This window comes from Halostella litorea (assembly GCF_004785955.1).
GTDB lineage: Archaea > Halobacteriota > Halobacteria > Halobacteriales > Natronoarchaeaceae > Halostella > Halostella litorea.
In genome coordinates this window covers 1-18,956 of the sequence record NZ_SJER01000010.1, presented here as the reverse complement: position 1 = coordinate 18,956, position 18,956 = coordinate 1, and the positions used below count along the sequence as shown (strand labels likewise).

At 57.3% G+C, this 18,956-nt stretch carries 24 protein-coding genes; 20 read left to right on the top strand and 4 right to left on the bottom strand.

The annotated features are described in order from the left end of the window. Nucleotides 1-401: 401 nt before the first annotated feature. Nucleotides 402-2,210 carry a multicopper oxidase family protein gene (locus EYW40_RS19115; RefSeq protein WP_115864528.1) on the bottom strand — a complete coding sequence of 603 codons (1,809 nt, stop codon included), beginning with the start codon at nucleotides 2,208-2,210 and terminating at the stop codon, nucleotides 402-404. 99 nt (nucleotides 2,211-2,309) lie between these two features. Here EYW40_RS19115 and EYW40_RS19110 point away from each other — a divergent pair, with 99 nt between their 5' ends. From EYW40_RS19110 to EYW40_RS19055, 10 genes are all read left to right on the top strand, one after another. Then, on the top strand, nucleotides 2,310-2,849 hold the full coding sequence (locus EYW40_RS19110) for a plastocyanin/azurin family copper-binding protein (protein ID WP_115864529.1): 540 nt from the start codon (nucleotides 2,310-2,312) through the stop codon (nucleotides 2,847-2,849). A gap of 224 nt (nucleotides 2,850-3,073) precedes the next feature. Beyond that, nucleotides 3,074-4,048 (top strand): transcription initiation factor IIB, encoded by a 975-nt coding sequence (locus EYW40_RS19105; protein WP_135536394.1) that lies wholly within the window; start codon nucleotides 3,074-3,076, stop codon nucleotides 4,046-4,048. A 385-nt stretch (nucleotides 4,049-4,433) separates the two neighbouring features. Then, nucleotides 4,434-4,811: a winged helix-turn-helix domain-containing protein gene (locus tag EYW40_RS19095; protein ID WP_135823175.1), complete on the top strand. Its 378-nt coding sequence runs from the start codon at nucleotides 4,434-4,436 to the stop codon at nucleotides 4,809-4,811. Further along, nucleotides 4,808-5,089: a DUF7521 family protein gene (locus EYW40_RS19090; RefSeq protein WP_135823174.1), complete on the top strand. Its 282-nt coding sequence runs from the start codon at nucleotides 4,808-4,810 to the stop codon at nucleotides 5,087-5,089. Before EYW40_RS19095 ends, EYW40_RS19090 begins: the two co-directional genes overlap by 4 nt. Nucleotides 5,090-5,984: 895 nt before the next feature. After that, nucleotides 5,985-7,211, top strand: a complete 1,227-nt coding sequence (locus EYW40_RS19080; protein WP_135823173.1) for an MFS transporter — start codon at nucleotides 5,985-5,987, stop codon at nucleotides 7,209-7,211. A 315-nt stretch (nucleotides 7,212-7,526) separates the two neighbouring features. After that, nucleotides 7,527-7,907 carry a hypothetical protein gene (locus tag EYW40_RS19075; protein ID WP_135823172.1) on the top strand — a complete coding sequence of 127 codons (381 nt, stop codon included), beginning with the start codon at nucleotides 7,527-7,529 and terminating at the stop codon, nucleotides 7,905-7,907. A gap of 83 nt (nucleotides 7,908-7,990) precedes the next feature. Continuing rightward, nucleotides 7,991-8,428 carry a DUF8025 family protein gene (locus EYW40_RS19070; RefSeq protein WP_006186968.1) on the top strand — a complete coding sequence of 146 codons (438 nt, stop codon included), beginning with the start codon at nucleotides 7,991-7,993 and terminating at the stop codon, nucleotides 8,426-8,428. Nucleotides 8,429-8,536: 108 nt separating this feature from the next. Continuing rightward, the gene (locus tag EYW40_RS19065) at nucleotides 8,537-9,028 is read left to right on the top strand and encodes a DUF7995 family protein (protein ID WP_006186967.1); all 492 of its coding nucleotides are present in this window, start codon (nucleotides 8,537-8,539) and stop codon (nucleotides 9,026-9,028) included. 105 nt (nucleotides 9,029-9,133) lie between these two features. Further along, nucleotides 9,134-9,535, top strand: a complete 402-nt coding sequence (locus tag EYW40_RS20270) for a DUF6166 domain-containing protein (protein WP_006186966.1) — start codon at nucleotides 9,134-9,136, stop codon at nucleotides 9,533-9,535. Nucleotides 9,536-9,558: 23 nt separating this feature from the next. Then, nucleotides 9,559-9,837, top strand: a complete 279-nt coding sequence (locus EYW40_RS19055; RefSeq protein ID WP_012289570.1) for a DUF7389 domain-containing protein — start codon at nucleotides 9,559-9,561, stop codon at nucleotides 9,835-9,837. Between the two features lie 126 nt (nucleotides 9,838-9,963). Here the strand turns inward: EYW40_RS19055 and EYW40_RS19050 are convergent, their stop codons facing one another. After that, a complete protein-coding gene (locus EYW40_RS19050) occupies nucleotides 9,964-10,215 on the bottom strand; it encodes a hypothetical protein (RefSeq protein WP_012289569.1) in 252 nt (83 codons plus the stop codon). 184 nt (nucleotides 10,216-10,399) lie between these two features. Between EYW40_RS19050 and EYW40_RS19045 the strand changes: the two genes are divergently transcribed. The 3 genes from EYW40_RS19045 to EYW40_RS20265 all read left to right on the top strand — a co-directional run bounded on the left by EYW40_RS19045 (nucleotide 10,400) and on the right by EYW40_RS20265 (nucleotide 11,471). Next, the gene (locus EYW40_RS19045) at nucleotides 10,400-10,621 is read left to right on the top strand and encodes a DUF8129 domain-containing protein (RefSeq protein ID WP_049892641.1); all 222 of its coding nucleotides are present in this window, start codon (nucleotides 10,400-10,402) and stop codon (nucleotides 10,619-10,621) included. A gap of 54 nt (nucleotides 10,622-10,675) precedes the next feature. Beyond that, nucleotides 10,676-10,975: a hypothetical protein gene (locus EYW40_RS19040; protein ID WP_049892640.1), complete on the top strand. Its 300-nt coding sequence runs from the start codon at nucleotides 10,676-10,678 to the stop codon at nucleotides 10,973-10,975. A 130-nt stretch (nucleotides 10,976-11,105) separates the two neighbouring features. Further along, on the top strand, nucleotides 11,106-11,471 hold the full coding sequence (locus EYW40_RS20265) for a DUF7568 family protein (protein ID WP_012289567.1): 366 nt from the start codon (nucleotides 11,106-11,108) through the stop codon (nucleotides 11,469-11,471). Between the two features lie 158 nt (nucleotides 11,472-11,629). Here EYW40_RS20265 and EYW40_RS19030 read toward each other — a convergent pair whose 3' ends face one another. Further along, complete coding sequence (locus EYW40_RS19030) at nucleotides 11,630-12,250, bottom strand: SDR family oxidoreductase (protein ID WP_012289566.1); 621 nt, start codon at nucleotides 12,248-12,250, stop codon at nucleotides 11,630-11,632. Between the two features lie 165 nt (nucleotides 12,251-12,415). Between EYW40_RS19030 and EYW40_RS19025 the strand changes: the two genes are divergently transcribed. The 7 genes from EYW40_RS19025 (at nucleotide 12,416) to EYW40_RS18995 (ending at nucleotide 16,730) form a co-directional block, all read left to right on the top strand. Next, complete coding sequence (locus tag EYW40_RS19025; protein WP_049987713.1) at nucleotides 12,416-12,835, top strand: hypothetical protein; 420 nt, start codon at nucleotides 12,416-12,418, stop codon at nucleotides 12,833-12,835. Further along, nucleotides 12,835-13,110 (top strand): hypothetical protein, encoded by a 276-nt coding sequence (locus EYW40_RS19020; RefSeq protein ID WP_012289564.1) that lies wholly within the window; start codon nucleotides 12,835-12,837, stop codon nucleotides 13,108-13,110. The genes EYW40_RS19025 and EYW40_RS19020 overlap by 1 nt, the downstream gene beginning before the upstream one ends. A 123-nt stretch (nucleotides 13,111-13,233) precedes the next feature. Continuing rightward, nucleotides 13,234-14,235 carry a DUF6610 family protein gene (locus EYW40_RS19015; protein WP_012289563.1) on the top strand — a complete coding sequence of 334 codons (1,002 nt, stop codon included), beginning with the start codon at nucleotides 13,234-13,236 and terminating at the stop codon, nucleotides 14,233-14,235. A gap of 74 nt (nucleotides 14,236-14,309) precedes the next feature. After that, nucleotides 14,310-14,657: a DUF8013 domain-containing protein gene (locus tag EYW40_RS19010; RefSeq protein WP_012289562.1), complete on the top strand. Its 348-nt coding sequence runs from the start codon at nucleotides 14,310-14,312 to the stop codon at nucleotides 14,655-14,657. An 87-nt stretch (nucleotides 14,658-14,744) separates the two neighbouring features. Then, nucleotides 14,745-15,671, top strand: coding sequence for an ArdC-like ssDNA-binding domain-containing protein (locus EYW40_RS19005; RefSeq protein ID WP_135823171.1), 927 nt, complete (start codon nucleotides 14,745-14,747; stop codon nucleotides 15,669-15,671). Nucleotides 15,672-15,839: 168 nt separating this feature from the next. Then, nucleotides 15,840-16,343: a hypothetical protein gene (locus EYW40_RS20415; RefSeq protein ID WP_310732465.1), complete on the top strand. Its 504-nt coding sequence runs from the start codon at nucleotides 15,840-15,842 to the stop codon at nucleotides 16,341-16,343. Nucleotides 16,344-16,406: 63 nt separating this feature from the next. Then, complete coding sequence (locus EYW40_RS18995; RefSeq protein WP_135823169.1) at nucleotides 16,407-16,730, top strand: DUF6788 family protein; 324 nt, start codon at nucleotides 16,407-16,409, stop codon at nucleotides 16,728-16,730. A gap of 288 nt (nucleotides 16,731-17,018) precedes the next feature. Here the strand turns inward: EYW40_RS18995 and EYW40_RS18990 are convergent, their stop codons facing one another. Next, complete coding sequence (locus EYW40_RS18990; RefSeq protein WP_135823168.1) at nucleotides 17,019-18,275, bottom strand: orc1/cdc6 family replication initiation protein; 1,257 nt, start codon at nucleotides 18,273-18,275, stop codon at nucleotides 17,019-17,021. Between the last annotated feature and the right edge of the window lie 681 nt (nucleotides 18,276-18,956).

Below are 18,956 nucleotides of genomic sequence, written 5' to 3'. Positions count from 1 at the left end.
ACAATAGGTTGTTCTACGCCGAAAATCGGCGGAGGCGTACACATGGACCCACGAAACACACCTGGTTATCGGATGCACCGCACGCTCAGCAATCTCATTGATATCGACGTCGATGAATTGGATCCCGCCAATCGGGAGCGAATCGACGCAGCGATGAGAATCCTGGAGCAAGTGAATCTCCTTACTTGACCAGCCGCCACGGGGGACGTTGGCGGCCACGTAGTATCCTGATACACGACCCTCGAGGAGCGGTTCTTCCTGGTTCGTCTCAGGATATGTTTGTTATCCCCTGAAGGAGGTGAGGAGCAGGGGAACGTCCCCAGGTACAACTCATGCCAACACTCCAAGCAGCGACGATGTCGACGTCGTTCCGAACATCGACCTCCGGTACGTGATCGCGTTCAGGATCCGTCATCGTTATCACCGCCAGAATACGGCAGTACTCTGAAGGGCCGCATCATGTCGTGGTCCTCGTGTTCGAGCATGTGACAGTGCCACATGTACCAGCCGGTCTGGTCGTTGAATAGGCCCTCAAACCCGCCGAAGTGAACGATCACGTGAGTTACCTCCCCCGGATTCGCCGTGACGACGTCGTTCCAGCCCATTTCTTCCGGTGCGGGGGGTTCAAGCGACTCGATATCGATCGTCTCCGCCTCGGGGTCGTACTCACTGTACGGCTGTCGCCCAAGCACCTGGAAGTGCACGAGATGCATATGCATCGGGTGAGACATTCCCGTCAGGTTCGCGAAGCTCCAGATTTCCGTGTCGTTGAGGGTGGGCTCCTCAGTAACCGGATCGTACAGTTTGTGGGGCGATGACTCCGCTTCCGAACCCAAGAGGTGCAAGGGTCGTCCGTACTCGTCGGAACTCATGGTCATCGGGAGGTACCGTTCCTCGTCGACCGAGTCGACGGGGATTTCTGGCACTTCCGCCAACGTACTCGGAACCTGGCTCGGATCGTCGACGTCATCGGCGGCGACATCGACAAGCATCACGTCCGGTAGCGGCTGTTGTTCTCCGGTATTAATGTCCGGGCCACGGTAAGGTGCCGCGGCGTCGTTGTGCACCAGGAGCGTCTGTCCGGCGTAGTCCGAGAAATCAACGACGACATCGGCACGTTTGCCCGTACCGATCTCCAGACGGTCCTCGATCGTGACCGGTGAGGCCAGCAGACCACCATCGTTTCCGACGAGGGTGAACGGCGGCCCGCCCGCTCCGGTCGTTCCGTCCGACTCGTTGTACTCGAACAGCTTGAGGTTGTAGAACCGACAGTTCGACCCATTGAGGATCCGAAATCGGTACTTCCTCGGGTCGACTGAAAGCCGAGGCCAAGCCTTCCCATTGACGACGGACGTGTCACCGAAGAACTGCGAGACGATGCTCGGGTTGGGGTTCGGCGAGTCGCTGTCCGTCCCGGAGCGGGCGGTCGGGTAGAACAACGATCCGTCGTCGTTGAAGCTGCGGTCCTGGAGCACCAGTGGGATCTCGTACTCGCCCGACGGTAGACCAAGTGACTCCTCTCGGTCGTTCCGGAGGAGATAGAGTCCGGCAAGACCGGCGTAGACGTTCAACCGAGTAATTCCGAGCGAGTGGTCGTGATACCAGAGCGTGGCCGGGGGCTGGTCGTTTACGTAGTAGTAGTCTTTTTTCTTGAACTTCGGGCCGGTTTGCTCGAAGTCCCGCGTGAACCACGCTGTCGGCTTGCCGTCGCTCGTGTGCTCGACGTTCCCGCCGTGAAGGTGGGTCACGACCCGTACTCCGGTACTGTCGTAGGGAATCTTGCTACTGTGAATCGTCTCATCCACCGGCAGGAGATGTTCGTTCGGTAACTTGTTCATCCAGCGCACATAGACTGGTTCGCCCTGCTGTGCTTCGATCGTCGGCCCCGGGTATTGGCCGTCGTACCCCCAGACAGTCGTCGGTGGAAGGTTAGGATGAATCTTCTGCTCAATCTCGCGCATTTCAACCTCGTAATAGGGGTTCCCGTCCTTCTCCCCAACTGGTTCCAGGACACCTGGCCGAGGGACTTCGGCAAGCCACTTTTCAATCTCAGGCGACGAATGCTCGCCTGAGAGTGACTGCGACGGAGTCTCAGTTCTTCCAGTCGGGGCTACACACCCTGCGAGACTCAGCGCGCCAGTACTGCCCGTCGCCGCAATGAATTCACGCCGCGATAGGCCGGTCCCGGGCGCTCCAAGATGGTCCCTCATGTATAGAACTTCGTGCGCAGTGACAGTCAGTCGACGGCGGAATCCCGACCGGTGGGAATCCGCCAAAGTGGTCTATCAGTGGCGTTCCAATGGTCGGGTATGGAACGTCGACAGGTCCTGAAAGCAGGTGGAGTCGCCGCAACCGCAGGTCTCACCGGGCTCGCTGGCTGTAGCAGCTCGAACCCCGACGAAAGCGGTGAGACGGATACTCCATCGAACGGAGACACAACGACAATTCTGATGGTCACGGAGGGAAGCGACTATTACTTCGACCCGATCGGGCTCTTCGTCGAATCCGGCGAAACGATCACGTTCGAGATCGATAGCGGCAGCCACTCTGCGACAGCATACAAGAAGGGGAATGGACAGGCGTCAGTCACGCGCATCCCGGACGGTGCCGAGGCGTTCGACAGTGGGATACTCAGCGAACAAGGTGCTACCTTCGAACACACTTTCGAGACAGCAGGTACGCACGACTACTACTGTACCCCCCACAAGAGCCTCGACATGGTCGGCCGCATCGTGGTTGGAGAGCCCGGAGGCCCCGCTGAGGGGAGTATGCCGCCGGACGGAGACGTCCCTGAGAGTCAAACGATCGTCGACCAGGGAGCGGTTTCGTACAGCGACTTTTCTGGGTGACGCTCCACCCGCAGCTGTTAGCTGGTCGGTTCGTAACCTTAGTATCCCAATCAGAGACAACTATATTTCCGACACCGCGAATCTTAGTTTGTGCTCAATAAACCAGATTGCCGGATTCCCATATGTTGGGATTCCGCCCGGTATTCTTGGGAGTGTCGACTCACAGCTACGCTAGAGACACCCACTCAGATTGATCGAGAGACGATATCTGGAATCTGGTACTCATGCCCAACACGACACTCAACATCGAAGACAACCATACAAGTGAACAGCAATCAACCTCCGAGTCCCAGTCGAGAGTATCATGTCCGGAGTGTGATGGTCGGGTCGTTCACGATGATGAGCACGGGGAGACAACTTGTAAGGAGTGTGGCTTGATTCTCGACGAAGCAGCTATTGACCGCGGTCCGGAATGGCGGGCATTTCATAGTGAAGAACGAGACGAGAAAAGTCGCGTTGGGGCTCCAACAACGCAACTCATGCACGACAAGGGACTCAGTACGACGATCGGTTGGCAAAATAAGGATGCGTCTGGACAGTCGATTTCGGAGCGTAAGCGTGCCCGAGTGCAACGACTTCGAACGTGGGATGAGCGGTTCCGAACGAAGGATGCACACGAACGGAACCTCAAACAAGCACTCGGCGAAATCAGTCGGATGGCATCCGCCCTCGGTGTCTCAAGACCAGTTCGTGAAACCGCTGGGGCCCTTTACCGCCGGGCTGTCGACGAAAACCTCCTTCCAGGCCGATCCATCGAAGGAATGTCGACAGCCGCTCTGTACGCAGCAGCCAGACAACACGGAACGCCACGTCCTTTGTCTGAATTCGCTGAGGTCAGCCGAGTCGAAAAAATCCGCATTCAGCGTGCATATCGGTATGTATCTCGTGAACTCGAGTTGCAGATTGAACCAGCAGATCCTCTCCAATACATCCCTCAATTCGCGTCGGCGCTCGAGGTGAGCGATGAGGCGACACGACAGGCCCGTGAACTACTCACTACCGCAAAGGCGCAGGCTGTTCACAGCGGAAAGAGCCCTGCGGGTCTTGCAGCGGCCGCGCTCTACGCGGCGACTCACTTAACGAATGAACAGTTGACACAGGAGACGGTGAGTAACGCTGCTCACGTGAGTATGGTAACCATTCGGAATCGCTATCAAGAACTGCTCGAAGTCTACGCAGAGAACGGTGACTATGCGTGAAGAGCGATCCAGCGGAGCCATGCGAGAGGGTTCGGACGCCTCCAGTTCAGCGAGGGACGTGATGAGTGAACTCACTCGCGAAACCGAACGGGAGATCCTTGAAATACTCATCGCGGAATCGCCACTGGGTGTCATGGAGATCGCTAAAACTGCTGAGCGCCATCCGATAACGGTGGATCAAACCTGTGCTCGTCTACACGAGAAGGGATATATCCATTCACGCGGCCGAGGACGCTATGAGGTCACTGAGAATGGAGTCAGACAGATTTGAGATGGATGCGATTGATACTCTCGAGGAGCCGATTTCTGTTCCAGACTACGTCCACTCTCCATTGTTTGAGTTGTAATCGGATGCCATATCCCCAATACCGTCCAAAATTAGAGTATGGTGAGCGATCCCGCGTCATCTGAGGACTCTCCATCGTTGCAGAATGTCCTTGATGCGCTGGACGACGCCAACTGTCGAGCTATCCTCCGTGAAACAGCTGAACCCATGACCGCGAACGAACTCATCGACGCCTGTGACATACCCAAATCGACGTTGTACCGGAAACTAGAACTCCTTAGTCGAGCCTCCCTCGTCCGCGAACAGGACACAATCAATCCTGGTGGGGGTCGAACTACGCGATACGAACGAGACTTCGACAATGTGACCATCTCTATGGACGACGAAGACGACTTGTCGGTAGCCGTGAAACGCCCACCACGGAGCCCCGACGAACGCCTCGAAGATATTTGGTCGAAGATGGGGGATGAGTTATGATGTGGACAGGACCGGCCATTGTCGTCGTGAAGACGGTGATCCTGCTGTTGGGGAGCGGTATCACGTATATCGCGTACAAGGCATATCGACGAACAGGCACGCACTCACTGCGAGCGCTCGGAATCGGGTTCGGTGTTATCACGTTCGGCGCGCTGCTCGCAGGAATTGCACATCAAATCCTCTCCGTCTCACTTGAATTGGGAATTCTAATCAATAGCGTCCTTGTTGCGATTGGATTGGCAATCATCATGTACTCACTTTATCTCGAGCGCAGGTAGGACAATACGTACCGAAGCAAAAAAGAGATCACTGTTCTCAATCATTCACCGAACTGAATCGGTCGATACAGCATAACGACATACGGATTCAGTGGCAGCTAGCCGCTTGGCAACGGAACTGCACTAAACGGCTGGAGAATGATAGATACTCACGACGAAACCTGTTATCGAAGTCCATTGCCTGCCGCGTCTCCTGAGTGGACAATAGCGATACGCAGTGAGAACATTGAGAGCAAGTCTCGACCATTAAGAGGCTGGCATCAATCCTGACGCCGGTGAGGAGATCGACAACCATTGGTTTTCCCCTAGAGCAGGTGGGTCTCCTCACTCGACCAGCTGCCACGGGGGACGCCGGCGGCCACGTAGAATCCTACCTTCACGACCAATCGAGCAGCGCTTTGTCCAGCTTCACCATAGAGGAAGAGTTTGTAACCCCTGAAGGGGGTGAGGGGCAGAAGAACCCCCCAGGTACAACTCATGGCAACACTCCAAGCAGCGACGACGTCGACCGGTGCCATCGTGACGGATTCACAGGCAGTCCGTTAGCTCTGTGAGAGCTATTGTTTCGGGACCCTCAACTGGGAGGTGACCGAAGACGGCGAACTCACCATCTGGGGGTACGCCAGCTTCGAGGTGTACGAAGCCCGTGAAGACAGCCCCGCAACTACGAAGGCGAGTGCGTAAGCTTGAAACTCAGCCTGACCAATTCTAGAGAAAGTACGGTACTGTGGGTGTGCAACTGCGTTGGCACGCAGTTTCTGTCAGCCCGTCTGTACGCTGATTGTGAATCTGATAACGCTGACCGTTGCCTCGGCGGTATCTCACTCACGCCCCACTACCGTACACAGCGCTATTCGATGTAGTATCGGCAAGCGAATTTCGAACGACAACATCCATGAGAACAGCTCTATCCAACCCACTCACAGACATCCAGCAATCACAGACAGTCCTCATCATCTTTGCGAGTACGCTCGTGAGTGTGATGGGCGTCTCCCTCATCAGCCCAGCACTGCCGACGATTCAAGCAGCATGGAACATCTCGGCGAGTCAAGCGAGTCTCCTCATCTCGGCATTTACCTTGCCCGGTATCGTTCTCACACCGTTCATCGGTCTCATCGCCGACCGCGTTGGTCGCAAACGTGTGCTCGTCCCTTCGCTATTCTTGTTTGGCGTGAGTGGCATTGCAGTCGTGTTTGTCGACGGATTCACAACGCTTCTCGGTCTCCGCGTCGTGCAGGGAACCGCTGGCAGTGCCATCATGAGTCTCACCGTGACGCTGCTCGGTGACCTGTTCTCGGGGGAACAGCAGAGTCGTCTCATTGGACTGAACGCGGCAATCCTCGCCATCGGCGCGGCTGGCTACCCCTTACTGGGCGGTGGCCTTGCGCTGCTCTCGTGGGCCGCGCCGTTCGTCTGCTTCGCACTCGGTATTGTCGTCGCCGTTGCCGGCTCTGTGATTCTCCCTGAACCCGAGAGTAGCATGGATTCGTCCGGACTCTCGTACGTCGCTAACGCAGCGCAATCGGTACCAACACGGACGGCTCTCGGGTTGTACGTCGCTATTTTCGGCATTTTCTTTGTTCTCTATGGCGCACAGCTCACGGTCGTCCCGTTCATTCTCGACGAATCCTACGGCCTTTCTTCTGGGATGATCGGGCTGTTGCTCGGACTCCCAGCGGTGACGATGGGGGTGACGTCCTCACAGTCGTCCCGTCTCATGCGCCATCTCTCACCCCCGCGGCTCATCACACTCGGTTTTGTGACCTACGGTATCGGGATGACGCTCGCTGCACTCGCCCACTCGATCACCGTCCTTGCCGGCGCACTGTTCCTTTTCGGTATCGGGCAGGGATTCGCGGAACCGATCACCGATACAGCACTGAATACACTCGCGCCCGATGCGTTCCGCGGCGGAATCATGAGTATCCGAACGAGCGTGCTTCAGTTCGGAACGACCCTCGGCCCGCCAGTGTTCGTTGCTGTTGCCTCAATTGTGGGCTACACCGATACGCTCCTCATCGCCGGTCTCGCTGCCCTCGCTCTCGGCATCTCTGCGTTCGGCCTTCTCACACTTTCAGAAACTGGGCAATCAACTCAACGTCGCACATTCACAAATGAGTGATTGATCTGTTCCATGAGCTTGTCTCTATCCCGAGTACGGTTGCCCCGCACCCACGAAAAGAGGGTGTAGATGGCTTCGTTCAGCGAGTGTTCTAGGCCCATATCTGCCCCTCGGAACGTAGGCCAATAGACCGAAGGCCGGTATCACAACAGATCTCGATACGTGCGTGTACTTGCTTGGGAGGTCTTCTAAACGCTTTCCGCACATTCGAGAGGAGCGAATCATCCACCGTCCCGTTCCAGAACCCAGTAACCGCAGTACGTTTGTTACCCCCTGAGGAGTGCGGGGGTAGGAAAGCGCCCTCGAGTACAACCTATGGCACCACTCCAAGCAGCGACGACGTCGACCGGCACGATTGTATCGGACGCACAAGCAGTCCGTCAGCTCTGTGAGAGCTATTGCTTCGGGACCCTCAACTGGGAGGTAGACGAGGAGGGCGAACTCATCATCTGGGGCTACGATAGCTTCGAGGTGTACGAAGCGCGTGAGAACGGTCTCCCCGATTATGACGGTGGGATCGTGACCCACGAGTTCCTCCGGCAGCTCGCGGAGTACATCGATGGCGACCAGGAACTCGACATCCAGACGGCCGGGTATACGAAGTGTCGATTTCCGGTCCTCGCCAAGCGGTACGTCATCCGCAATGGTGAGGTCCTTCACGCCGATCTGACCGGACTCGACCCGATCGGCGAATAACTGGTGATCATCCCTTGGCAGGTGAAGAGGAGTCGTTTATCGGGGGCTGACGGACTGAGCCCCACGTGGGGCTTCGTGATACCATGTCCGAGCAATCTACTGACGACTCGTTCGAGGACTGTGAGCTAGGCCCCGAGGCAATCCTCGGTACGCAGACGTTCGAAGACGTCCTGTTCACCGAGGAGACAGAGACCCCGGTGAATGTTCTTACTGGCGAGACGCCCGAGCATTCGCAAGCGAGCGTCGACGAAGCTCGGGCCTTTGCCGCCGGGATCGACACCGATACGCCGCAGATCGCGCTGCAAGCATCGGTCGAATCGCAGATCGAAACCGCGAGCAAACCGTACACGGCAGCCGCGTTCTTCCACTTCAAAGCGACTGGAACACTCGCACTCCACCGCGCCTACCACGCAGCGTACGAATCGGCGGCGTTCGCGGTCGATTTCGACGCCGACTACGAAACCGGTGACCTGACGATCACCGTCGAGGAGATCACTGGGTCGGAACGAGACGACGCCTAGCGAGCGCGTATTCCGGCGGTGTTTATCGAGCGCCGGCGATGGGTGCCGGCGCACCAAGCAGTGATGCGGAGCGGAGTCGCGTGCGTCGGCAGACCGAGGTGACAACCGATGCACATGGTCATTTACACGCTAGTTGAGGCATCGACACGAGATGATGCGCTCGCCACCGGAAAGACGGTGTTCGATCGACTCGTCGGCGCCGTGCCACACGCAGGTGCTGTCTTCGATTACTACGTGTGCTTTGACGAGGAGGACACGACGGTCGCTGGAACGGCCCGTTGGGGTGATCTCCCGGTTGCAGCTTCTGTGGAATCCGATGAGGGCGAGGAGCTGCTCGAACGCGGCTGGGAAGCCACGAAAGAGGAGTTTCAGCGGAATCTCGACCGGGTGAAGGAGGCACTCGACGAACACAGCGACGAGGAGATCATGCGCGATGCGGACCTCGCCCGGCACGCATTCCACCAGGTCGGTGCGTACGACGGGCCTTCGGTCTGCCTGTATGACGAACATGGCAGCGGCATCCGGCATCGAGGCCAGTTGGAGCGAATTCTCGACGAGAGTGACGATCTCTGGATTGTGCCGGCGGACATCCACTTCTGAGGGAACAAACCGGCCAGCTGCTCCGTGGTGCAGTGACCGCAGAGCATTTTTTTCGCCCCCTGAGGGGTGCGGGGGTGCTCGAACGAGCACACCTCGAATAGAACGATGAGTGGAACTATCGACTCACAATCAGTCGAACAGACACGCCCGAGAAGTGACCGTGACGTCGTCTACGTCGGCTATCGACAGCGAGGCCGCGCCATCGTGGAGAAACAGCCCGGTCAGGAACGGCTCACTCCAAATCGGAGTCTCGAGTTGGCGAGTCACAGTCCCTCTGGCTTCGAATGGGGATACGGGGGCAGTGGCCCGGCACAACTCGCGCTCGCGCTCCTGCTCGATTACTCCGACGACGAGGAGGTTGCGCTAGCGCAATACACGGAGTTCAAAAACCAGGTCGTAAGCCAGTTGGATTGCACTGGTCCCGGCGGGCGCTGGCGACTCACCGGCAGTGACATCGACGCAGTCCTTCGCGAGACATCCGACGAAGCGGCCGCACCGTCTATCTGAGCACCAATCACTGAGAGTAACATATGTCGGAACACAACCAGCCGTCTCGTGCGGATGTCGAATCGATAGAGAACAGTGAGCGGCCGTCACCAACGGAATACGTCGAACGCAGCGACGTCGGTGTCTCGCTGACCGTGAAGCTCAAGCGCGGAACCGGGACACGAGATGAAGACCAGATCAAAGCCAAGGTGAAAGCGAAAACGCTCGAAGACGCCCGAGAGGACATGGAGATCCTTCGAGCGTACGTTTACAAACTCGCCGAGGACGCCCGCCAAATCCAACCCGAGGAAGAAGACGAGTAAGCAGTCTAGCGGGTCTCACAAAACGATTTGGCAGGCCACAAATTTCGACTCGTTTTGACTGAACTATCTGTTCAATGTGTGTGCGAATGGGGCGAGTCGATTCAAAAATCGTAGTATCAGCTATTGCTAGGCCCAGTGAAGGAGATAAAGGAGATAGATGCTAGCGCCCGTAACGAGTATACCGACCGCTGCAAAGGCCACAACAGCCAAACCAGTTGTGTAGAATGCCATTTGAACCGCTTGAAGGCCAACGAGGATCGTGAATGCTGCCAGTATCGTCCAAAAGACAGTTGAGAGAACTGACCGTCCCGCTCTTGACATCTCCTCCCTCACGGCACGCCGAATTTCGGATTCAGTGAGGTTGTCGGAGTCAGCCATATCAAGTCCTACGCTCGCCATCCATTATATATTTAGCTTGTACCGAGCGATAAGTGTACTACCTGTACTGAGCGTTCAGCCTATTCGCCACACGACGCGAAACGAGGATGCACAAACTACTCTCTGACATTCTCAGTCCGGCGCTGTTTTTTCGTCGCCTCAGCAGGAGCGGAGGCGACACTCAGTGAGCAACTCCTCAGAGCAATCCACGGAATCGAGCGGCCTATCACCGGAACAGCGTCTCGAACCATCGAATACGGGACTTCTCAACGCCGGCATCGTGACGATTCACGACATGGAGACGCTGCGGGCCTGCGTTGCCTACGAGAACACCCACCAGAATCGGGTCCAGATTCTCCGGCGTCTCGAACACAGAGCCAGCGAACTCCGCAAAGAAGAGGGCTGAGACAACGCTCGTGGAAGTTTTTCGGAGCCTCCAGTGGGTGGAGGCTCAATTCACATGAGCAATCGACCGGAAATCGAGATTCAACAGCAGACCGCCTTCGGAGACGATGGCCAGCTCGAAGTGACCGGGACGAGCGTCGAAACCTCCCTCGAGGACTTCGGTGCGGACGTGGACCACCGCGACCGTGATTCACGGCTCGATCGGCCCGAGGCGAGTGAGTTCGGCGTCGACGACCGTCCGGAGGTAGAACAATCGTCCGAGAGTGATCAGTCGAACCTCTTCGCCGATACTACCGAGGATCAGCAGACGCTCGCCGGCGACGATGCATCCGATCGCTGTCTCTTCGAGGAGTAACCAACAACCAGTTCGTTCGACTGGCTGTGTTGGGTAAGTGATGGTGAGAAGCGAGATATCGACTCGCGAGACTAGTCAATCCCCGAATCAAGCGACTGCGAGCCTCCCGAACGCGGGGGCATCAGTACCCATGCCACGAATTACAAATTGGACGCGTGAGAGCCGTACCCCGAAGCTAGCGTATCGCAACACAGAGACCAACGCGCACGCGGTGTTTCACCGAGCGCCGGACTCGTATATCCACAAGTGGCGTGCCGCGATCCTCGTCGACGGCTACCCGGTGTGGTCGCGCGGATTCGAGACGAAAGAAGCTACCTCGCTTCGCGATGAACTCCGAAAGCGACCCCACCCTGAGTTACCCTGTCCAGAGTGTCCGAACGACGACGTCGTCGTCGGCCAGAAGAGTGCTGACGGCGCGAAAGTCCAACGGTGGTTCGAATGTCGAGAGTGCGGCTACGAAAGCCGGTCAGCAATCATCTACGGCCCTGAACGCTGAACGAGAGTTCGGAAGGACACGTGCTCGTTAGCGGAAGGTGTCATAGAATAGTCCCTCCGAGATGAATTTCGGGATGATGCCGATGCCGTTCGCTGTGAGGAAGTCGGCGACGAGTGCAGAAAGGCCGTCGCACCAGCGCCAGAGGAAGGCGAATCTGATCAAACGGTTTCGAGCGCGCTCTCGATTGGTTCGTCGCCTTCGATCATCTCGAAGGTCTTCCCGTAGGTGTTCTCCGTGTCGAGTGCGGTACCGAGCGTGCGGGCAACGTCGGCGCGGGTGACTTGGCCGCGTTCGACCCGACGGGCTGCCTCAATCCGCCCGGTTGCGGACTCGTTGGTCAACTCCCCTGGTCGGACGATCGTCTCCGTGAGTTCGCTTGCTTGGAGATGCTCATCAGCCGCCAGTTTGGCTTCGAGGTACGGCCGAAGCGCGTCGGGACTCTCCTCAGGGTTGTCGGCATTGATCGCACTGAGCATGACAAAGCGCGGGACACCGTGCTCTTCGGCTTCGTCGATTAGCCTGATTGCACCGTCTCGATCGACGCCTTCGACGTCCTCGCCACCAGACCCCGCCGCGAAGATGATCGCGTCGCTTCCGTCGACGGCGTGGGAGACGTCCTCGGTGAGGTCCGCGACGACCACCTCGACGCCGAAGGCCTCCATCTCCGAGACCTGTGACTCCTCGCGCACCATCGCTTGGACTGTGTGATCGCTTTCGCTCAGCACCGCAGTAATATGCTGGCCGACCCCGCCGTGTGATCCTGCGATGAGTACGTTCATGGCGTCGTAACGGACGTGCGATAGCGCCAAAAGAATTCGTACTCGGGGAAGCTCCTGATCCGGCAGAGAGGTCATCAGAGACCACCACTGGCCCTTCACGAGGTAGTTTTTGAGCGCCCGAGAGGGGCGCGGGCGCAGGCGAATGTGCCCCCAGAGGTGACCAGAATGGACGATACAACCCAGACGATAGCGTACCGGCTGACGATCACCGTCGACGGCGTCGAGCTACCCGTCGATGAGGAAATGCGCCATGCACTCCTGGACGATCTTCGCGTAGCAGTCCGTGACCGAATCGGGGAGCGCCACGGCGTCGAAGTGGACCAGGACGACATCACCATCGCGACGGGGTATCGCTACGCGCAGGTGCCAGCAGAGTGTCCGCTCTGCAGCGAGCGTCTCGATCTCCTGAGTGTCCATCTGAACAACGAGAATGGCGCGTACGCGAGCGCGAAGTGTTCCGATGAAGACTGCGAGTGGAGCGGCGACGCCGTCTATCGCATCATCGACCTCGAAGGCGGCGAGAGCAACGCCATCGAGAGCAGCGTCCTGACCGGCGATATCACGCCGAGCTACGACCCTTACTGATGAATTCAATGGAAGACACGCCCACATTCACGCGTATCGAACCGATCTGCCCTCGCGACGGCTGCGACTCGCAGCTTGGTATTGGGAAACCCGTCTATGCAGGCGAGCAGACCGACATCGCCTACGCCGACGTCTGGTGTCAGAACGAGGCGTGTTCGTTCACTGCCTGCGCGCAGTTCGCACTCGTCGATCTTCTTCACGAAGAGGCGGACTCAGAGACGAGTCTCGTCCACGCCGGAGAGATCGACCCACTCGAGGCTCGATACCACCGATGAGTTAACCAACATCAGAAGCGGCTAGCTCTTATTGTTGGTTAAGATTGGCGTCTGCTCGTGGTTTTTTCTCGCCCCGAGAGCGAGCGCGGGGCGATCAACCCTGCATCTTCTGGGTGATTCGAGATGGCGCTCTCAGCACGTCCGACCAGCAGCATCGCGACTGAAATTACAGCCGCTCGGCAGGCTGACCACCTGGCGTTCCTCCACCGGGTTCCATTTGCGCTTGACGCATTCCGGCTCGGCTTTCTCACGGGCTTTCGCGAGGACTGTACCTACCAACAACAGCAGTACACAGACCTGGACCTACCGGTCGGGATGCTCGACAACGATTTTCGAAATCCCGACCTCGATCGGTATATCGAGCGCTTCTTCGAATACGAACCGGAGGTCGGTGTGATTGGCGACGCCTACGACGTCGACGAGGTCGACGAATACGTTGCTGCTGCCTGCGAGATCCAGGGAAGTTACCCGGACGCAGACCCCGTGATCGTCCCGAAGTGCCAGGCAGCGATCCACGCTGTCCCCGATGACCTCGTCGTCGGGTACTCCCGGGGATACGCTGATCGACTCGCTCACGAGTTCTCTGATCCTGCTGATTGGCGCGGGCGGCGCGTCCATATTCTCGGTGGCAGTCCACCCAAGCAACTCGATGTGATCGAGCAGCTCACCCGACCGACGCTGACGGGTGACCCACCTGCCGACATCGTCGGCCTCGACTGGAACGGGCTGCATCGTGGGGCGCAGTTCGGCGAGTTCTGGACGTCGGACGGCTGGGACGACAGCGGTCGCGACGCCGAGCACATGACAGTTCGGAAGACCGTTCGCCATGGCCTTGCCCAGATTCGCGAGTTCTGGCAGGCACACGGCGTCTGGCCCGAGTCGACGCCCCAAGAGGATGGACTTGAACTCGAGTATCATGGCCCGTCACCGACCCATCTCGATGGTGCTGCATGTACTGAATGTGAGGCGAACGTCTGGATGACCCGGCGCAGCCCCTACATCGCTGAGTACGACACGGGCGAGATCTGTGGCTACTGCAGCTATGATTGCTACTTCGCACATCGTCATCGGAACAATCTCGAGGAGCTCGCCGGCGAGCAGAGCGTGTACCTCCCGCCCGCATGACGCCACAAGCGGTTTTTCGTGCCCCCGGAGTGGGCGAGGGCTCGAAAAAGGCCTTCACACTGAGGTGAACTCCTGTGAGTCAACAACAGAGTACGAACGACGTCTCGATTGATGAGATTCCAGTCGATGTCGCGAACACCCAATCCGGCGAGGTCGATTCCGGCGAGGTGCCCGAGGAAATCCGATCGGTTACTCGTGAGCTAGCCGGCGAGCAGCCACCGACGAATCCGCTAGTCGTGTTGAAGGCCGCCCGCTGGTGGTACATCCACGGAAAGGGCGGAGCCGATCCCGCGTTCCAGTGGGCCATCGAGTGGGTACGACACCTCGCGGCCGACACCCCCAGCGACGTGGAACAGTTCGATGAGTTCCTCGAGTACCTCGTGGCGGTCGGCTTCGCTGACGAGAAAGCAGCCTTGCGGTGACCGCCGCCGCGAGTTTTTTATGCGCCCCAAGGGGTGCGGCGCGTCCTGAACTGACGCAATCGCCGTGAATTCGATTCGGTGAACACTATGGCTACGACCAGTGACCCGTCGGTCTCATTCGAGGAGACCGACACTCGACATGACGAGATGCACAGTACCATCGAAGCGTGGATCGACGAGCTCGTCGACCACGTTGACGATGCGCAGGCGAGCGAGGAGTTCCAGGAGTGGCTCGACGTCCAGAGTCGCTTCCACGACTATTCCCATCGAAACACGCTCCTCATCAATCTCCAGTGTCCCGAGGCGACGAAGGTCGCCGGCTACAACACCTGGCGGAATGAGTTCGACCGGCACGTCCAGGAGGGCGAACAGGCCATCTGGATTTGGGCCCCGATCATCACCAAGCAGTGTCCCGAGTGCGAGAACTCGCCTAGCTACCATGAACAAAGCGACTGTGAGTACGACGAGACATCGCCTGACGAGTGGTCGAAAGGGCTTGTCGGCTTCAAGCCAACTGCTGTCTTCGACGTGTCTCAGACCGAGGGTGAGCCGCTTCCTGAGCTGGAGACTGAGGCGACTGGCGACGCCGACGACCTAGTACCCGCACTCGAGGATGCAGCCGCTGAGATCGACGTGACGGTCCGCATCGTCGACGCTGTCGACTGGGAGCATGGCGACGCCAAGGGCGTCTGCAAATACCGGAGTAAGCGTGATCTCCAACCAGTCGTCGAGGCGAAAGCCCGTACGAATCAGGCTGATCTCGCCGTGACACTCATCCACGAGTACGCTCACGCGCTCCTCCACGCAGACGTCACCGACGAGACCGAGCGGGCGAAACGCGAGGTTGAGGCCGAGGCAGTCGCCTACATCGTCGGGCGGTATTTCGAACTGGATACGAGCGGGTCCGCGTTCTACCTGGCCGCGTGGCAGGACGACGACGCAGACGCAGTTCAAGAACGGCTTGGTCGAATCGGATCGACTGCGAAGGAACTCATCGAAACCGTCGATGGGTAACGAGTCTGTGTCTCTCCGGCAGACGAAGTAGCGGAGGTATCCGCGCTGGCGCGTTTCAGGAGTTGTTTTTTCCGCCGACGAAGAGTGGCGGCGTGACCGAGTTCGTCACGCCGGACAGACCCAGACCAATCCATGTCCGGACGAAATGAGACAAGCGAGACTGAAGAGATGGATCGAGACGAACACGAACGAGATGGATTAGCCGCCGATGGCGGCGTTGTTGCTGCCACCTCCACGACCACGACTCCCGGAGGAGATGTGCAGCAGCCGTCGGTTAACAATGAAGACCACCAGGAGGATAGCGACCCCCGTACCGAGCGTGCTCGAACTGAGGAGATGGACGTCTCATTGCTCAGGAAAGGTGGTGTGTACGAGGTGGAGTCGGCATCGGGGAACACCTATGAGGTCGACGTCGCGAGCAAGACGTGTACGTGTCCAGACTTCACGAAGCGCCAGCCGAGCGGTGGCTGTAAGCACCTACGACGGGTCGACATCGAGATTCGGAGCGGGAGCGTCCCACGTCCAGATGGACGGCTTCCGGCGACAATAGACGTGACGGAGCAGCTTTCGGAACGAATTCTCGAACTAGAGCAGGAAATCGACGAACGAGAAGCCCGGCGCAGGGAACTCGAAGCAACAGTGGCGGTCCTCGAAGAGCTCTCGATTCGATAAATACCCAGATTAACCAACAGCAAGAAGATTCCAGTGCCAGTGTTGGTTAACACGCCGTGACCTATGTCTTACTCGCCACCATCCCCACCGCAAGAAATCCCCGACGACGTCGTGGAGATGCTCAATAAGCAATCACCAGAGGTGCTCAAGCATATCGCCCAGTACGGCGAGGAACTCGCCGAACATCGCGAACGCGAAGCCCGACTGGCCGAACAGGACGAGGAAGAACAGATCGAGGACCGACCGGGGGATCATCCGGACGACGTCCCCTCGAAGGCTACAATCACGATCAAGAAGATCAACGACAATCGCTACTACTACTGGCAGTGGCGAGATGGCGACAGAATCCGCTCTAAGTATAAGAGACCAGTTAATCCCGACGAGTGAGTTCGTACTTGTTGAGGGATGAGCGTTCACATCGGTCGCAATTTACGGATGAGAGGCGACACCATCTAATTATCTGATATTCCGTCAGACACTCCACTATTGCCAGTAAAAGCGGCGTACGATAGTGCATCATAGAGTTACTGGCAACCAGGGTGTTTGAGAATCAAGTCATATATGGGGATACTGGCAACACCGGAGAGGATACTGGAGAAACTGGCAGTGACGGTTACGTGGTTACTGGCAAAAGTGGAGAGGGTATTGGCAGTACTGGTGTTGGCGGTTCTGAAGTCATTCCAGAACCCGATGCCGTTTCGCAGTTTCACGAATATCGTCAAGCTCTCCTAGCTCACCCTCGAGTGCATCAAGAGCTGACGATAGAGAGACATCAAGCTCGTATTCGTTGTAGTTCCCGCGTCCACCCGACGAGTCGACCAACCGCAGGATTCCGTGAAGGCTCAAATCTGACAAGTGGTCGTGTACCCGCCTGCGTTTCAGCGGTTCACTGCCGTGATCACGAAGGACCTCTTGATACCGTTCATAGATCAGTTTCGTCCGTTCGGGTGTTTCACCCTCTGCTGCCAGCTGGCAGACTGTTAGTAGCACATACTGTCCCTGTCGGGTCAGTGAATGCATTCCCTCGACAACCTGTTGGCGCTGAATTTGATGTTCGCCCTCCCGAACGTGCTCCTCAGTGATCTTCGCCTCCCCGTCGGCCATTGCCTCGTTTTCGGCGATATCGGCTGCTTTACGGAGTAACCGTAGCGCCTGTCGAGCCGACCCCGAATCCTGTGCAGAGAACGCTGCACACAACGGAATTACATCTGTCTCAAGAACATCATCGTAGAACGCAATATCGGCGCGTTGCCGGAGAATATTCTGTAATTCCGTCGCGTCGTAGGGAGGGAATAGAATTTCCTCCTCGCAGAGCGTATCCTTGACCTTCGGAGAGAGGTTTTCGCGGAATTTGAAATCATTCGAGATGCCGACTACACCTAATTTCACATCGAGATCCAGCTGTGAGCGTGCTCGCGGGAGTTCGTACAAGATATCGTCATCCGATCCGATATTATCGATCTCGTCCAAGACCACGAGAATCGTCCCACCGACCGACTCGAGGTCATTGTAGAGTTCGTTGAAGATACGCTTTTGCTGATATCCGGTTTCACTCATGGGTTCGCGTGGAGACGAGACAGTAGTGAGAGGATGGGATGGAGAACGAATCTCGTTCACGAGATTGACCGCTACCTGATAGGATGTGGTGCAACCAGTACAGTTGAGTTCGATAACGTTGAGATCGACGTCATCATATTCTTCGGCAGATTCCTGCAGCTCCTCAAGAAGATCGTGCGTCGCAGCTGTCTTCCCAACGCCGGTAACGCCATAAAGAAAGACGTTGTTCGGTTGCCAGCCCTGAATGACGGGACGGAGAGCGGCCGCATATTCGTCGAGTTCTTCATCCCGCTCCTCGAGCGTCTCTGGCTGATAATCATCTCGGAGGACGTCTTTGTCCTGGATGATGAACGATTCTCGATTGAATCGGCCCATAGGCGGCCCAAGACGAAGAACCATCATAAAACCAGGGGTTCCAGTATCGCCACTAACCCACCACTCGAACCAGTTATGCCAGTATCGCATCTACTTATAAAACACACACACTCCACTATTGCCAGTAAACCTTCGCAACAACTGGAGGGGGTCGTTGACCCCCTCTCTAGCCAGCGATACTTTTATTATAATAGGCATAAAACCAAAACCGTACTAGCGGAAACGCAAATAGCTGTAGTGGGTGGAGTAATAGCAACTAGACTAGAGACGTGACAGCTTCTGCCCTCCCGTCTCGTTACTGGCAATAGTGGAGTGAGAGAGGTACTTAAACGACGGTATTATTGGCAATACTGGCAACTCTGGTCGTCCTCTCCCTGCTTCCATCGTTGCCTGCCCGATATTCCAGCTGAAATCTACCCTTCCCGACACCAACCGATCGATGACCGTGGACCTCTTTCCACATGTTTCGCTCGTTCCCACTTCCCGATGATGACCGTTTCTGAATCTACTCTCCGTGATCCCTGTCGTTCATCGTGGTTCGAATTTCGACCGATAGGCACTGTCTAGTTGAGTTAGTTTGAGAAGTGAGCAGGCCGTTGAGTTAGTTGGTCAAGATGCTCGCAGACCTGCTCAGCGAGAGCTATGAACCGGATTTAGAAGAAACTTGGGAGAATGAGCGGA

Excerpts from the sequence above, each read along its gene's own strand:
- EYW40_RS20265 (WP_012289567.1), top strand. The coding sequence starts at position 11,106 with ATGCCACGAATTACAAATTGGACGCGTGAGAGCCGTACCCCGAAGCTA.
- EYW40_RS20270 (WP_006186966.1), top strand. The coding sequence starts at position 9,134 with ATGAGTGGAACTATCGACTCACAATCAGTCGAACAGACACGCCCGAGA.
- EYW40_RS19075 (WP_135823172.1), top strand. The coding sequence starts at position 7,527 with ATGGCACCACTCCAAGCAGCGACGACGTCGACCGGCACGATTGTATCG.
- EYW40_RS19020 (WP_012289564.1), top strand. The coding sequence starts at position 12,835 with ATGAATTCAATGGAAGACACGCCCACATTCACGCGTATCGAACCGATC.
- EYW40_RS19040 (WP_049892640.1), top strand. The coding sequence starts at position 10,676 with ATGAGCAATCGACCGGAAATCGAGATTCAACAGCAGACCGCCTTCGGA.
- EYW40_RS18990 (WP_135823168.1), bottom strand. The coding sequence starts at position 18,275 with ATGGGCCGATTCAATCGAGAATCGTTCATCATCCAGGACAAAGACGTC.
- EYW40_RS19095 (WP_135823175.1), top strand. The coding sequence starts at position 4,434 with ATGGTGAGCGATCCCGCGTCATCTGAGGACTCTCCATCGTTGCAGAAT.
- EYW40_RS19025 (WP_049987713.1), top strand. The coding sequence starts at position 12,416 with ATGGACGATACAACCCAGACGATAGCGTACCGGCTGACGATCACCGTC.
- EYW40_RS19050 (WP_012289569.1), bottom strand. The coding sequence starts at position 10,215 with ATGGCTGACTCCGACAACCTCACTGAATCCGAAATTCGGCGTGCCGTG.
- EYW40_RS19090 (WP_135823174.1), top strand. The coding sequence starts at position 4,808 with ATGATGTGGACAGGACCGGCCATTGTCGTCGTGAAGACGGTGATCCTG.
- EYW40_RS19065 (WP_006186967.1), top strand. The coding sequence starts at position 8,537 with ATGCACATGGTCATTTACACGCTAGTTGAGGCATCGACACGAGATGAT.
- EYW40_RS19030 (WP_012289566.1), bottom strand. The coding sequence starts at position 12,250 with ATGAACGTACTCATCGCAGGATCACACGGCGGGGTCGGCCAGCATATT.
- EYW40_RS20415 (WP_310732465.1), top strand. The coding sequence starts at position 15,840 with ATGGATCGAGACGAACACGAACGAGATGGATTAGCCGCCGATGGCGGC.
- EYW40_RS19110 (WP_115864529.1), top strand. The coding sequence starts at position 2,310 with ATGGAACGTCGACAGGTCCTGAAAGCAGGTGGAGTCGCCGCAACCGCA.
- EYW40_RS19105 (WP_135536394.1), top strand. The coding sequence starts at position 3,074 with ATGCCCAACACGACACTCAACATCGAAGACAACCATACAAGTGAACAG.
- EYW40_RS18995 (WP_135823169.1), top strand. The coding sequence starts at position 16,407 with ATGTCTTACTCGCCACCATCCCCACCGCAAGAAATCCCCGACGACGTC.
- EYW40_RS19115 (WP_115864528.1), bottom strand. The coding sequence starts at position 2,210 with ATGAGGGACCATCTTGGAGCGCCCGGGACCGGCCTATCGCGGCGTGAA.
- EYW40_RS19005 (WP_135823171.1), top strand. The coding sequence starts at position 14,745 with ATGGCTACGACCAGTGACCCGTCGGTCTCATTCGAGGAGACCGACACT.
- EYW40_RS19015 (WP_012289563.1), top strand. The coding sequence starts at position 13,234 with ATGGCGCTCTCAGCACGTCCGACCAGCAGCATCGCGACTGAAATTACA.
- EYW40_RS19055 (WP_012289570.1), top strand. The coding sequence starts at position 9,559 with ATGTCGGAACACAACCAGCCGTCTCGTGCGGATGTCGAATCGATAGAG.
- EYW40_RS19070 (WP_006186968.1), top strand. The coding sequence starts at position 7,991 with ATGTCCGAGCAATCTACTGACGACTCGTTCGAGGACTGTGAGCTAGGC.
- EYW40_RS19080 (WP_135823173.1), top strand. The coding sequence starts at position 5,985 with ATGAGAACAGCTCTATCCAACCCACTCACAGACATCCAGCAATCACAG.